14 protein-coding genes are annotated in these 14,381 nt (G+C 57.4%); 7 read left to right on the top strand and 7 right to left on the bottom strand.

The features are described 5' to 3' along the window. The 7 genes from fcl to A7317_RS07930 all read left to right on the top strand — a co-directional run bounded on the left by fcl (position 1) and on the right by A7317_RS07930 (position 7,259). Positions 1–978, top strand: a complete 978-nt coding sequence (gene fcl, locus A7317_RS07960) for a GDP-L-fucose synthase (RefSeq protein WP_069075523.1) — start codon at positions 1–3, stop codon at positions 976–978. A 236-nt stretch (positions 979–1,214) separates the two neighbouring features. Beyond that, positions 1,215–1,610: a DapH/DapD/GlmU-related protein gene (locus tag A7317_RS07955; RefSeq protein WP_227496857.1), complete on the top strand. Its 396-nt coding sequence runs from the start codon at positions 1,215–1,217 to the stop codon at positions 1,608–1,610. Beyond that, positions 1,607–2,794 carry a glycosyltransferase gene (locus tag A7317_RS07950; protein ID WP_069075521.1) on the top strand — a complete coding sequence of 396 codons (1,188 nt, stop codon included), beginning with the start codon at positions 1,607–1,609 and terminating at the stop codon, positions 2,792–2,794. The genes A7317_RS07955 and A7317_RS07950 overlap by 4 nt, the downstream gene beginning before the upstream one ends. Next, positions 2,791–3,957 (top strand): glycosyltransferase family 4 protein, encoded by a 1,167-nt coding sequence (locus A7317_RS07945; RefSeq protein ID WP_069075520.1) that lies wholly within the window; start codon positions 2,791–2,793, stop codon positions 3,955–3,957. Before A7317_RS07950 ends, A7317_RS07945 begins: the two co-directional genes overlap by 4 nt. Next, complete coding sequence (locus A7317_RS07940) at positions 3,954–5,078, top strand: glycosyltransferase (RefSeq protein WP_069075519.1); 1,125 nt, start codon at positions 3,954–3,956, stop codon at positions 5,076–5,078. Before A7317_RS07945 ends, A7317_RS07940 begins: the two co-directional genes overlap by 4 nt. Then, entirely contained in the window at positions 5,079–6,488 is a 1,410-nt protein-coding gene (locus tag A7317_RS07935; RefSeq protein ID WP_069075518.1) for a mannose-1-phosphate guanylyltransferase/mannose-6-phosphate isomerase, read from the top strand. Positions 6,489–6,497: 9 nt separating this feature from the next. Then, a complete protein-coding gene (locus A7317_RS07930) occupies positions 6,498–7,259 on the top strand; it encodes a glycosyltransferase family 2 protein (protein WP_069075517.1) in 762 nt (253 codons plus the stop codon). A 139-nt stretch (positions 7,260–7,398) separates the two neighbouring features. Here A7317_RS07930 and A7317_RS07925 read toward each other — a convergent pair whose 3' ends face one another. The 7 genes from A7317_RS07925 to hisC form a co-directional block, all read right to left on the bottom strand. After that, positions 7,399–7,632: a lipopolysaccharide assembly protein LapA domain-containing protein gene (locus A7317_RS07925; RefSeq protein ID WP_069075516.1), complete on the bottom strand. Its 234-nt coding sequence runs from the start codon at positions 7,630–7,632 to the stop codon at positions 7,399–7,401. Positions 7,633–7,656: 24 nt separating this feature from the next. Then, positions 7,657–7,953: an integration host factor subunit beta gene (gene ihfB / locus A7317_RS07920; RefSeq protein ID WP_003218804.1), complete on the bottom strand. Its 297-nt coding sequence runs from the start codon at positions 7,951–7,953 to the stop codon at positions 7,657–7,659. 132 nt (positions 7,954–8,085) lie between these two features. Next, positions 8,086–8,370 carry a hypothetical protein gene (locus A7317_RS07915; protein ID WP_024074157.1) on the bottom strand — a complete coding sequence of 95 codons (285 nt, stop codon included), beginning with the start codon at positions 8,368–8,370 and terminating at the stop codon, positions 8,086–8,088. Between the two features lie 158 nt (positions 8,371–8,528). Further along, positions 8,529–10,214, bottom strand: a complete 1,686-nt coding sequence (rpsA, locus tag A7317_RS07910; protein WP_024074156.1) for a 30S ribosomal protein S1 — start codon at positions 10,212–10,214, stop codon at positions 8,529–8,531. A 120-nt stretch (positions 10,215–10,334) separates the two neighbouring features. Continuing rightward, positions 10,335–11,024 (bottom strand): (d)CMP kinase, encoded by a 690-nt coding sequence (gene cmk / locus A7317_RS07905; RefSeq protein ID WP_003172653.1) that lies wholly within the window; start codon positions 11,022–11,024, stop codon positions 10,335–10,337. Continuing rightward, a complete protein-coding gene (locus tag A7317_RS07900) occupies positions 11,021–13,231 on the bottom strand; it encodes a bifunctional prephenate dehydrogenase/3-phosphoshikimate 1-carboxyvinyltransferase (protein ID WP_041160869.1) in 2,211 nt (736 codons plus the stop codon). Before A7317_RS07900 ends, cmk begins: the two co-directional genes overlap by 4 nt. A gap of 28 nt (positions 13,232–13,259) precedes the next feature. Next, complete coding sequence (gene hisC / locus A7317_RS07895; RefSeq protein ID WP_069075515.1) at positions 13,260–14,372, bottom strand: histidinol-phosphate transaminase; 1,113 nt, start codon at positions 14,370–14,372, stop codon at positions 13,260–13,262. Between the last annotated feature and the right edge of the window lie 9 nt (positions 14,373–14,381).

Raw genomic sequence — 14,381 nt, 5'->3', positions numbered from 1 at the left:
ATGTCACGTCAATTGAGCGAGCATGTTTTTGTTGCCGGCCATAAGGGTATGGTTGGCTCGGCCATTGTGCGACGCCTGCAAGCCTTGGGTTACACGAACATCGTTACCCGCGACAGGGCTCAATTGAACCTGCTCGATCAGCATTCGGTAGCAACGTTTTTTGCCGAGCACAAGATTGACCAGGTCTACATGGCGGCCGCGAAGGTGGGGGGCATTCACGCCAATAACACCTACCCGGCAGAGTTCATCTACGAAAACCTGATGATGCAGGCAAACCTCGTCCACGCTGCGCATCAGAACAATGTGCAGAAGATGTTGTTTCTGGGGTCGTCCTGCATCTACCCCATCAAGGTCCACCAACCGATGCCAGAGGAGGCCTTGCTGACGGGTGTGCTCGAACCAACCAATGAGCCGTACGCGATTGCGAAGATCGCCGGGATCAAGCTTTGCGAGAGTTACAACCGTCAGTATGGCCGTGACTACCGCAGCGCCATGCCGACCAACTTGTATGGCCCGAATGATAATTTCCACCCGAAAAACTCCCATGTCATTCCGGCCCTTCTTCGTCGCTTCCATGACGCCGTCAAGCAAGGCATCGAAGAGGTCGTGATCTGGGGCAGTGGAACCCCAATGCGCGAGTTTCTGCATGTCGATGATATGGCCAATGCGTCGGTTCATATCATGGAGTTGGATCAGCAGCAGTATGCAGCCCACACCCAGACGATGCTCTCACACATCAACGTCGGGACCGGACAAGACTGCACCATTCGTGAGCTGGCAGAAACCGTGGCCAAGGTCACCGGCTTCAAGGGTCGACTGAGCTTTGACGCGAGCAAACCGGACGGCCCGCCGAGGAAACTGATGGATGTTTCACGCCTCGAACACTTAGGATGGCGCGCAACGATCAGCCTGGAAGACGGGCTGCGTGATGCTTACGCTTGGTTCTCCGAGAATGCCTTGCACGCGCGCTCGCGCTGATTGCAGGTGCATGGCATGGCCCCCCGCCGGGGCCATCGCCAAGCGATTCCCACAGCCGGGTAATCAATCACTACGTTTCTCCTCTGCAGCAAGCTCCCTCACCCCGCCGGGCATCCCCGGTTGAGGCTTAGTCGGTACTTATGATCAGACACCTAATCAACATTATTCTTTCGCTCCTCCCACCCTCTCGACTTTTTGCCGCCAGAGCCGCTTCTTTACGCCTTGCCGGTATAGAGATGCACCCGAGTGTGAAGTTCTGTGGGCGTGGATGGATCTATGGCCGGGGGCGCCTGATCATCGGCGAGGGAACCTGGCTCAGTCCAGGCGTGGTCTTTCATACCCATCTGGAGGCAGAGATTCAAATCGGCGAGCGATGCGATCTGGGGCCAGGCATCGAATTTATCGTCGGCAGTCATGAAGTCGGTACGGGAGAACGTCGCGCCGGCAACGGCACCGCACGCGCTATCGTGGTGGGTAACGGCTGCTGGGTGGGTGCCAAAAGCGTCATTCTGGGCGGCGTGACTATCGGCGACGGCGCCATTATTGCTGCAGGTGCCGTGGTCACGCGGGATGTGCCCGCACACACACTGGTTGCCGGCGTACCGGCTGTGGTGAAGAGGCAAATGCCATGAAAACGCGCCCCCTGGTCCTGGTAGTCTGCAATGCGCTGGATGACAAGACCCGCCTTGAGCGGGGGATTGTCAGTGACAGTCCGGCAGCCTCACGCAAGGTACTTATGCTGTGCCAGGCACTGCGCGAGGCTGGTGCACACCCCTGTATTCTGAGTTTGGGCCGAGGACGCGCCAACGGTTCACTCACTTACTTTCCTCGTACAGTCAGACGAGTGTCCGGCATCCCTGTCATATACGCGCCGTTTTCACATGTCAGGTTTTTCTCCCAGTTTCTCTCGCTGTTTTTTCTGATCGGTGCACTGTTCCGGCTTTCGTCCCGCCGCAGGAAGGCGGTCATTTTCTACAACCGCATGAGCGCCTACCTCCCTTTGCTTCTGACAGCATCGGTGACTGGCTACAAGCGTTTCCTCGACCTTGAGGATGGCGAAGTCGCAGGCCAGAACAGTGGGCCGCTGAAAGCTCGGCTGGGTCGCCTCACCACATGGCTATATGACCGCTTGTGCCCAGACGGCGCCTTGCTGGCGTGTAGCGCGCTGGCGGACATGACCGCCATTCGTCCTGTTCATTGTTACTACGGGTCCACCTCCAGAAAAGCATTGGGCGAAAAACCAAACACCCACCCCAAATCAATTTTGATGGCCGGAACACTCAGCACCGATACCGGCGCGCACCTGCTGATCCAAGCAATCCGCCAGCTTCGTCGAGAGCCTGGCGACTGGGTGCGTCACCTACAATTTGAAGTAACGGGCAAAGGCGAGGCGCTCGACGCCCTCCAGGCACTGGCGATCGAAGATACAGCGCCGCGCGTGACCGTGCATGGGCGCACGACCGATGCACAATATGCGCAGGTGCTTAACCGATGCAGCGTCGGCCTGGCACTCAAACCCGTGGATGGCCCCTTGGCCAACACCACATTTCCGTCCAAGGTCATTGAGTTTGCCGAGGCCGGCCTGCTCGTTCTGAGCACGGACATCAGCGATGTCCGAGCTGTCCTGGGTTCAGGCGCCCTTTACCTGACTGGCAACGAACCCGAAGAGCTGACGGGATTGCTCCGAAAGATTGTCGAACAACCTGAGGAAATGGAGGCCTGCGCTCAACGAGGCCAACAAGCCGTCATCGCTCGATGCGCCCCCCACCTGGCCGGCCAGGCGGTATTCACGTTTATTTTTGGCGACCAACCATGACAACGCCTTCAGCGCTGATTACCTGGCAGCCCGTGCTGACAGATCATCAGGCATACACCTACGAGGCACTCTCCAGGCAATCCAAAACGCCGGTTATTGCTTACGTGCTGACGATGGAAGATGCGGATCGCCGCGCCCAAGGCTGGAAAGATACCCAAGTCGAATCCATCGAACGGCGACTCATACCGGCCCGAGGCGGACTTGCCTACTGCTATCAAGCAATGCGCAAACACCGGCACGACGTGCATTTGTTCGGAAGTGCATTCCAGAACGCCAGAATGTTGTATTGCCTGCTGTTGGCCCTGCTGTTCCGTGTTGAGTTTTACATCGTCTCAGAACCTTACTCACCGATTGCCCAAGGCTACTTCAGCGATAAACGGTTAACACTGCAAAAACTCAAGGCGATATTGCGACCTCGCCTCTACAGAGTTTACATGACTGTGCTCAAGGGCCGGATGGCCGGCGTGTTTTCGATCTCATCGAAAGCCATCGCGCAATATTCAAATGCTGGCGTCGAAAAAAACAAACTGTTTCCATTCGGCTATTTCATTCCCGCGCTTGAACGTCACTCGCCAGCTCCACCCGACGCACGCATCGCCGATACGCCATTGAGCGTTGTGTTTGTCGGCGCGCTGATTGCACGCAAAGGCTTGGACGTGTTGGTAGAGGCGGCCTCACTCTCAAACGCGCCAGTAACTCTGAATGCTTATGGGCCTGGCGACCCCAGCGCCTTTGCCTTTGATAACGACACCCTTCGTTTCCGGGGAACGATCCCTTTTGGCGAGACACAGAACGTCGTATCCACTTACGATGTACTGGTTCTGCCCAGTCGCTATGATGGCTGGGGCGTCGTCGTGAATGAGGCGCTCTGCGCAGGCGTGCCAGTCATCTGCAGTGATCAGGTTGGCGCGCGCGTTCTGGTCGAAAAATTTGGTGCCGGTGCCGTCTTCGATTCCGAAAACACGCAGGCGCTTGCCTCACTTCTCAACTCGCTAAGCGCCAACCCCGAACACCTGCTCGCAATGCGTGCCGGGGCGCAGCTAGCTGCAGCAGCCATCCAGCCTGACGTTGCGGCCAGTTACATGCTCGCGGTGCTGCGTGCAAAGCCTGAGGATAAGGCCGCCATCGCCTCCCCCTGGTATTCGGAACAATCATCGTTATGAGCCAAGACTCTGTCCGCCTGCACCTGACCAACATTGCCGGCCTGGGTGCGGTGCAATTACTCAAGTCCTTGCTGCCTGCGCTGGAACGCAACGCTCGCGTCCGTATTGTTGAGGCCTACTTACCCGACAGAGGGGACCTGTCGTCCTACCAAAGCGCAGACGGGTCGATCAAAACAACAACCTATCGACGTGTCCTCCCCAACGCACTTTCACGCTTGGCGGAATGCCTCTTACTCGGCAAGCGCTTCAGTGGACCGCTGCCTCTGCTGGTGATGGGCGACCTGCCTATTCGCTGCAGCGCACCGCAAACGGTGTTCGTCCAGAACTCCCACCTCCTGCGCCCCGCCACGTTCTCCTGGCGTATTGCAGGCCTCAAGCTAGCACTGCTCAGGAGGGTGTTTCGTTCGAACCTGCGGTATGCACAAGCGTTTATCGTGCAGACGACATTAATGCGTGACGCCCTGATTGAGTCATACCCCTCGCTCCAATCACGCGTGCATGTCGTACCGCAACCAGTGCCCACATGGCTACTGAACGCCGGGCTCACGCGAACGGGGCGCATTGCAGCGGCAAGCGGGCCTTTACATATGATCTACCCAGCTGCCGGATACCCTCACAAAAATCACAAACTGCTCACCGCAGTAGATGATAGCGATGTGACACAATGGCCTGTAGCGAACCTCGCGCTTACGCTTGACGAAAACAGCAGTCCCGCTCCCAGCCTCAAAGGACTGCGTTGCGTGGGCACGCTTGCTGCGCAGCAGATGCTTGAGGCATACAGCCAGGTGGACGCGTTGCTGTTTCTCTCAACCGATGAGAGTTACGGGTTCCCACTGATAGAGGCCATGTTTGTCGGTTTACCGATCATTTGCCCGGACCTGCCCTATGCACGCGTGTTGTGTGGTGAAGGGGCGATATACTTTCGTGTAGATAGCGCAGACTCGCTGAAAAACGCCATAAACGAATTGCACCGAAAACTCGCAGCTGGCTATTGGCCCGACTGGAGTGAGCAGTTGAAAGCGATCCCCAGAGACTGGGCAAGCGTCGCAACGAGCATGCTGGACATCGCTGCTCATCCAACTGCTGGAGTGACCCACGATTTGAACACAAGGGAAGATTAAATGTTGATTCCGGTAATTATGGCCGGTGGCTCTGGCTCTCGCCTGTGGCCGCTCTCGCGTCAGCTCAACCCCAAGCAGTTCCTCTGCCTGGCTGACAGCGAATTGTCCATGTTGCAGGCAACCATCAAGCGTCTGGACGGGCTTGATGTTGCCCTGCCCCGGTTGATCTGCAATGAGGAGCACCGTTTCCTGGCTGCCGAGCAACTGCGGCGCCTTGGATTGGAGAGCGCCAATATCCTTTTGGAACCGGTGGGCCGAAACACCGCACCGGCAGTCGCGCTGGCCGCGCTGCAGGCGTGTGCTGATGGGCAGGATCCATTGCTGCTAGTGCTGGCCGCCGACCATCTGATTCAAAAAGCCGATGCTTTCCAGGATTGCGTCCGACAAGCACTGCCCCTGGCGCTTGCAGGCAAGCTGGTCACCTTCGGTATCGTCGCGACTCAACCGGAAACCGGTTACGGCTATATCGAGAAAGGTGAACGTGTCGAAGCAGGTGGCTTTCAAGTGGCCCGCTTCGTCGAGAAACCAGATGAAAAAACAGCTCGCACTTACCTGTCCAGTGGGAACTACCTTTGGAACAGCGGCATGTTCATGTTTCGCGCCAGCCGCTATCTGGAGGAACTGGAGAGGTTTCGCCCCGACATTCTTGCCGCCTGCCGCAACGCCATCGCAGCCGGTACCCAAGACATGCACTTTACCCGTGTGGGCATAGAGGCTTTTGCGGGCTGTCCGGCAGAGTCCATCGACTACGCCGTCATGGAGAAAACCGCTGACGCGGTAGTGGTCCCGCTCGACGCAGGCTGGAGCGATATCGGTTCCTGGGCAGCACTGTGGGAAGTCGGCAGCAAAGACGCGCAAGGCAACGTGTGTCATGGCGACGTACTGACAGAACAGACAAGCAATACCTTCATACACTCTCAAAGTCGCCTGGTCAGCACTGTCGGCATTGACGATTTGGTCATCGTGGAAACCAAGGACGCCGTCCTGGTAGCGCATAAAAACTGCGTGCAGGACGTAAAGAAGATCGTTGACCGGCTTAAGAATGAAGGCCGCTGCGAATCACAGGATCATCGCGAAGTCTATCGACCGTGGGGTATGTATGACTCGATTGATAATGGCAGCCGTTATCAAGTTAAACGCATAACCGTCAACGCCGGGGCGCGCTTGTCCTTGCAAATGCACCATCATCGAGCTGAACACTGGATCGTTGTGAGTGGAACAGCGAAAGTAACGAACGGTGAGAAGACCTACCTAGTCACCGAAAATCAGTCGACGTATATCCCCATCGGCCAAGTGCACACGCTGGAAAACCCCGGGGTTATTCCACTGGAATTGATTGAAGTGCAGTCCGGCTCCTATTTGGGCGAGGACGATATCGTGCGCCTAGAAGACTTGTACGGTCGTACATAAGAGGTTGTCTTGAAGCTATCAATTATTACGGTCTGCTATAACAGCGCAAGTACGATTCGAGACACGATAGAGTCCGTTTTTTCACAAGACCACTGCGACATAGAATATATCGTGATAGATGGGGGCTCTAAAGACGGGACCCAGGCGATTGTCGAGTCTTATGGCGAACGTATCAGCCGCTTTATCAGCGAACCAGACAAAGGCCTGTATGACGCGATGAATAAAGGTGTAGCGTTGGCTACAGGTGATGTCATCGGCATATTAAACTCCGACGACTTTTATGAAGATTCCACCAGCGCGTCTTCCGTGGTGAAAGCATTCGAACGCCACTCAGAAAGCGACGTTGTGTTTGGTGACGTTGTTTTTGTGAATGCGCCCGACCTGCAAAAAGTGACACGTTTTTACCGCGGCAATCGTTTCACTCCATGGAAATTGCGCTTTGGCTGGATGCCACCTCACCCAGCAACGTTCATTCGTAAATCAGCCTACACAAAAGTGGGCTTGTACTCCTTGAAGTACAGGATTTCTGCTGATTACGAATTTTTTGTGCGGCTTTTTATGGTGCAGCGCCTTAAGTACTCTTATCTGGATAAGGTATTAGTTCGCATGCGATCAGGAGGTGCCAGCACAGGCGGACTCAAAAGTAGCTTGAAGCTGAATATGGAGATCGTCGAAGCCTGTCGCGCAAACGGAGTTTATACCAACTTACCTTTGGTCTTGCTCAAGTTGCCGTTCAAGCTGTACGAACTGCGCAAACGTCCCAAGAATTGAGCTAAGTAGCAGAGCGTGAAAGTCCGATTTAGCGGGCCTGAGAAAATGCTTGAAGTGCTCGTCACAAGATCGAGGCGAGCCTGACTCTAAATGCGACCGCCGGCTACATTGACCGTAACGCAAAAGAGCGGGCCCCGCGTTATACCACTTGCTTGCGACGCACCTTGCGCCTGACCAGCCCCCCAAGGACAGGGCTTATCAACATACCGACAATCAATGCCAGCGCAACAAATACCGCCACCGGCAGTTGCGCGCTGCTCCAGCCCAGGAATGACAACGTAGTGCCTTGCTGATTCTCCAGCACGAATGTCAGCACCGCCAAACCAGCGAGAAGCATCACCAACACCAATAAAACGCGCTTGACCCCACGCATAACCTTCCCCTACTCCAAAACCAATCAGACGCCTTCTTCCTCGTCTTCGTTCACCCGATCCCGCAATTCCTTCCCCGGCTTGAAATGAGGCACAAACTTCCCATCCAGGCTGACGGACTGGCCGGTTTTCGGGTTACGACCTACACGAGGCGCACGATAATGCAGCGAAAAACTCCCAAACCCACGGATCTCAATCCGATCGCCGGTAGCTAGGCACTGCGACATCTGTTCAAGCATAGTCTTGATAGCCAGCTCCACATCCTTGGATGAGAGCAGCCCTTGATGGGTGACAATTCGTTCGATCAACTCCGACTTCGTCATATTTTTCCCTTCTTTTTCAAGCAGCTAGGAAAAGCGCTTCGAAGGTTTTAGCATGACTTGATGAATTTGAACAGCCCATGTATCAACTTATCTCCAGGATGGATAAACAGCCGCAAGACACCCATTGCGCCCTCAATTGCAGATCACCAACATCGTCCGAGTCACCGCCCCTGCCGGGTTCCAGCCGAACAGATAGTCACCCCCCTCATCCTTGGCGTCACTGGACCGGGTGATCACCTTGTAGCCCTGCATCTTGCACTCACGGGCGGCGCGCTTCTCGCACTTATCCCAGTTGTTGCCAAGGCCCGAGCAGTCGACCTCGATACCACTGGCACCGCGCTTGGCGTGGGTCTTGGCGCTGGTGGCGGAGCAGCCTGCAAGCATTACCACTGCACATATGACGATAAGCCTGTTCATCCAAATCCTTATTGAGTCAGCAACACGGGGATCGCTTCTGAAGACTATAGTCACTTCAGACCGCCGCCAACACGTCTTGGTTCTAGATGGTTGATTCAACAAATTTCAGGCAAAAAAAGGGGCGACCGAAGTCGCCCCTTTTTATAGCGTTACAGAACTTAGTTCTGCTTAGCCATTGCTTCGCGCAGCAGGGAGGCCATGGTGGTCTCGCCTTTTTCAGCTTCCGGAGCAGCTTTCAGGCTCTGGATAGCTTCTTTCTCTTCCACTTCGTCTTTCGACTTGATGGAGAGCTGGATCACGCGGCTCTTACGATCAACGCTGATGATCTTGGCTTCTACTTCCTGGCCTTCTTTCAGAACGTTGCGCGCGTCTTCAACGCGGTCACGGCTGATTTCGGAGGCTTTCAGAGTCGCTTCGATATCGTTGGCGAGAGTGATGATGGCGCCTTTAGCGTCAACTTCTTTCACGATGCCTTTAACGATTGCGCCTTTGTCGTTCTCTTGAACGTACTCGGAGAACGGATCGCTTTCCAGCTGCTTGATACCCAGGGAGATGCGCTCGCGCTCTGGGTCAACCGACAGGATAACGGTGTCCAGCTCGTCGCCCTTCTTGAAGCGACGAACAGCTTCTTCGCCCACTTCGTTCCAGGAGATGTCGGACAGGTGAACCAGGCCGTCGATGCCGCCGTCCAGACCAATGAAGATACCGAAATCGGTGATCGACTTGATGGTGCCGGAGATTTTATCGCCCTTGTTGAACTGGCCAGAGAAATCTTCCCATGGGTTAGATTTGCACTGCTTGATGCCCAGGGAGATACGACGACGCTCTTCGTCGATGTCCAGAACCATAACTTCCACTTCGTCGCCGACTTGTACGACTTTCGAAGGGTGGATGTTCTTGTTGGTCCAGTCCATTTCGGAAACGTGTACCAGGCCTTCCACGCCTTCTTCCAGCTCTGCGAAGCAGCCGTAGTCGGTCAGGTTGGTTACACGCGCGGTGACGCGAGTGCTTTCTGGGTAACGGGCTTTGATAGCAACCCATGGGTCTTCACCCAGTTGCTTCAGGCCCAGGGAAACACGGTTGCGCTCGCGATCGTATTTCAGAACCTTGACATCGATCTCGTCGCCAACGTTGACGATTTCGGAAGGATGCTTGATACGCTTCCAAGCCATGTCGGTAATGTGCAGCAGGCCATCCACGCCGCCGAGGTCGACGAATGCGCCGTAGTCGGTGAGGTTTTTGACGATACCTTTGACTTGTTGGCCTTCCTGCAGGGATTCCAGCAGAGCTTCACGCTCGGCGGAGTTCTCTGCTTCCAGCACGCTGCGACGGGAAACGACAACGTTGTTGCGCTTCTGGTCGAGCTTGATGACTTTGAATTCGAGTTCTTTGCCTTCCAGGTGCGTGGTGTCGCGCACTGGACGAACGTCGACCAAAGAACCTGGCAGGAACGCACGGATGCCGTTAACGTCGACTGTGAAGCCGCCTTTAACCTTACCGTTGATAACGCCCTTGACCACTTCTTCAGCTGCGAAGGCTGCTTCGAGAACAATCCAGCATTCAGCGCGCTTGGCTTTTTCACGGGACAGCTTGGTTTCACCGAAACCGTCTTCAACCGAGTCCAGAGCAACGTGAACTTCGTCACCGACATTGATTGTCAGATCACCAGCATCGTTGTAGAACTGTTCCAGCGGGATCAGAGCTTCAGACTTCAGACCAGCGTGAACGGTTACCCAGCGAGCTTGGTAATCGATATCAACGATAACACCGGTGATGATGGAGCCTGCCTGAAGGTTCAGGGTTTTTAGGCTTTCTTCAAAGAGTTCCGCAAAGCTTTCGCTCATTTTAATTCCTGTTGATAAGGGCGAAGAATACGCCCATCTCCACACCCCAGACGGTGTGGGTCAGTTTCAGTTAAAAGAAGCCACCGCAGGACTATGACTGGTCCCCTGCGGCCTTCTTGATCACCCGGCGATATCGCGAATGGCGATTTCACTCAAGATGCGTTCCAGCACCTGCTCGATGGACAACTCCGTGGAATCCAGCTGTATGGCATCAGCCGCCGGTTTGAGCGGGGCTACTGCGCGCTGGGTATCACGCTCATCGCGTGCACGGATCTCATCTAGCAGACTCGACAGACTAACACCATCGACTTTGCCCTTCAACTGCAAGTAGCGGCGGCGAGCACGTTCCTCGGCACTGGCGGTCAGGAAAATCTTCAGCGGTGCCTCAGGAAACACCACGGTCCCCATGTCGCGACCGTCTGCCACCAGGCCCGGTGGCTCCTGGAATGCCCGCTGGCGCTGCAGCAGTGCATCGCGTACGGCCGGCAGCGCGGCGACCTGGGAAGCCCAGGAACCGACTTGTTCATTACGCAGGTCGTCGGTCACATCATCGCCTTCCAGGATGATGCGCTGCGGATGACCTTCCGTCGCGCCGACGAACTGCACATCGAGATGCGCCGCCAGCAGTTTCAGGGATTCTTCGTTGGTCAGGTCGACGCCATGGTTGCGTGCGGCAAATGCCAGCAGGCGGTACAGCGCGCCGGAGTCCAGCAGGCACCAGCCGAGGCGCTTGGCCAGGATGCCGGCGATCGTGCCTTTGCCCGAGCCGCTTGGCCCGTCGATGGTAATCACCGGTGCTTTGATATTCACAATTGAGCCTCTTGGGCAACACGGATGCCGACTTGGGCACACAGTGTAAGAAAGTTCGGAAAAGATGTAGCTACATTGGCGCAGTCACGGATACGAATCGGCGCCGTCGCCCGCAGGGACGCCACGCTGAACGCCATGGCAATCCGATGATCGCCGTGGGCATGGACTTCACCACCCCCCATCGGGCCACCCTCAATGATAATCCCATCAGGGGTGGGTTCACACTTCACGCCCAGCGCCAGCAGACCATCGGCCATGACCTGGATGCGGTCAGACTCCTTGACCCGCAGCTCCTCGGCACCGCGCAAGACGGTTCGCCCAGTGGCGCAAGCCGCGGCGACAAACAGCACGGGAAACTCGTCGATCGCCAAGGGCACCAGCGCCTCGGGAATCTCGATACCCTTGAGTACAGCAGCACGAACCCGCAGGTCAGCCACCGGCTCACCGCCCACTTCCCGCTGATTTTCGAGGCTGATATCTGCGCCCATCAGCCGCAGGATATCGATCACACCGGTACGCGTCGGATTGATGCCCACATGCTCCAGCAACAACTCGGAACCCTCGGCAATCGACGCCGCCACCAGGAAAAACGCCGAAGACGAAATATCCCCCGGCACCTCGATGTGGGCAGCGGTCAGTCCATGGCCTGATTCCACCGACGCCGTCGCGCCCTCCACCACCACCGGATAACCAAAGCCGCGCAACATCCGTTCGGTATGGTCACGGGTCGGCGCTGGCTCGGTCACCGACGTTTTACCTTCGGCATACAGCCCGGCAAGCAACAGGCAGGATTTGACCTGCGCACTCGCCATCGGCATCGCATAGGCCAGGCCTTTCAGCGTCTGCCCGCCGCGAATGGTCAACGGCGGACGCCCTTCCGGTCCGGTCTCGATCACCGCGCCCATGTCCCGCAACGGCTTGGCCACGCGGTTCATCGGGCGCTTGGACAGCGAAGCATCGCCGGTCAGGACGCTGTCGAAGCGCTGCGCCGCCAGCAAGCCGGACAGCAGTCGCATCGAAGTGCCGGAATTGCCGAGATAGATCGGCCCTGGCGCCGGCTTCAAGCCATGCAGCCCCACACCATGGATAGTCACGCGCCCATGGTGCGGCCCTTCAATCACCACGCCCATGTCGCGAAACGCCTGCAAAGTCGCCAAGGCATCCTCGCCCTCAAGGAACCCCTCGACTTCCGTCACGCCCTCGGCCAACGAACCGAGCATGATCGAACGATGGGAGATCGACTTGTCACCCGGCACCCGGATGCGCCCGCTCAAGCGGCCACCCGGGTTGGCGATGAAAGTCAGGTCATCGGCGTTCACTGCGGTTTCCATATAGGCCCGGCGCGCCAGGATCTTGCTGAAATGTTCACGTGCCACCCGCGCACGGGTGAACACGCCCAATAATTGATGGCCATCCCCGGCATCCACCGCGTCGCGCAAGGCGTCGAGGTCACTGCGAAAGGTGTCCAAGGTGCGCAACACCGCTTCACGATTGGCGAGAAAGATGTCGTGCCACATCACCGGGTCGCTGCCGGCAATCCGCGTAAAATCGCGGAAGCCACCCGCGGCGTAGCGGAAAATTTCCAGGTTCTCGTTGCGCTTGGCCAGCGAATCCACCAAGCCAAACGCCAGCAGATGAGGCAGGTGACTGGTCGCCGCCAGCACTTCGTCGTGGCGCTCGACCTGCATATGCTCCACATCCGCCCCCAACTCACGCCAGAGACGATCCACCACGGCCAGCGCGGCCGGGTCGGTTTGCTCCAGCGGCGTCAGGATCACTTTATGGCGGCGGAACAGCTGCGCATTGGAGGCTTCCACCCCGCTCTGCTCGGAACCGGCAATCGGATGGCCCGGTACAAAACGCGACGGCATGCCGCCAAAGGCCTGTTGCGCTGCACGCACCACATTGCCCTTGGCACTGCCGACGTCCGTCAGGATCGCCTGGCCCAGGTCCATGCCGGCCAACAGCGCCAGCAGTTTTTCCATGGCCAGGATCGGCACGGCGAGCTGGATCACGTCCGCGCCCTGGCACGCGAGCGCCAGGTCCGCCTCGCAGCGATCCACGACGCCCAGTTCTACCGCCAGCTTGCGCGATTGCGGGTCGAGGTCCACACCCACCACTTCGCCACACAATCCACTTTCACGCAGGCCCTTGGCGAAGGAGCCACCGATCAAACCCAGGCCGACCACCACCAGGCGACCGATCATAGGCACAACAGGTTGCAATGCAGTGACATCAACCACGAGCCAGAACCTTGGCCAGCGCCTCCAGGAAGCGACTGTTTTCAGCCGGCAAGCCAATGGTGATACGCAGGTGATTCGGCATGCCGTAGTTGGCCACCGGGCGAACGATCACGCCTTCGCGCAGCAGGCCCTGGAAGATTGGCGCGGCCACCTGGCCGAGGTCGACGCAGATGAAGTTGCCCTTGGACGGAATCCAGCCCAGGCCCAACTCACGGAAGCCTTCCTGCAATTGCAGCATGCCGCATTCATTGGTGCGGCGCCCTTCTTCCAGGTACTCGGTATCCTGTACCGCCGCACAGGCCGCCGCCAGGGCGAGGCTGTTGACGTTGAAAGGTTGGCGCACGCGGTTCAGCACATCAGCGACGACCGCCGTCGACAGGCCGTAGCCGACCCGAAGAGACGCCAGGCCGTAAGCCTTGGAGAAGGTGCGCGACACCAGCAGGTTCGGGTAGGCCGCCAGGAAATCCAGGCCATCCGGCAGGTCACTGCCCTCGGCGTACTCGATATAGGCTTCGTCCAGAACAACCAGCACGTGCTCAGGCACGTCTTGCAGGAAGTCATTCAACGCCTGCGCGTCGAACCAGGTACCGGTCGGGTTGTTCGGGTTGGCGATAAAAACCACGCGAGTCTGGGCATCGATGGCTGCCAGCATCGCCGGCAGGTCGTGACCCCAATCCTTGGCAGGAATCACGCGCGCCTCGGCACCGACGGCCTGAGTGACGATCGGATAGACCGCAAATGCGTGTTCGCTGAACACCGCGTTCAAGCCAGGTGCCAGATAGGCACGCCCCACCAGCTCAAGGATGTCGTTGGAACCATTGCCCAGGGTGACCTGGTTCAGCTCGACCCGGCACTTTTGCGCCAGCAAGGACTTGAGGGCAAACCCATTGCCATCCGGATAACGGGTCAGTTCGGCCAGTTCTTCACGAATCGCCGCCAATACCTTGGGGCTCGGACCCAGTGGGTTCTCGTTACTCGCCAGCTTGACGATCTTCGCCGGGTCCAGGTTCAACTCACGCGCCAACTCGTCCACAGGCTTGCCCGGAACGTAAGGCGACAGTTGTTGCACGCCCGGCTGCGCCAGGGCGAGGAAGTTGCCACTCATGTTAAAGCC

This window comes from Pseudomonas fluorescens (assembly GCF_001708445.1).
GTDB lineage: Bacteria > Pseudomonadota > Gammaproteobacteria > Pseudomonadales > Pseudomonadaceae > Aquipseudomonas > Aquipseudomonas gorinensis.
The sequence above is the reverse complement of the archived record's forward strand: the minus strand, read 5'-3'. Positions and strand labels throughout refer to the sequence as shown.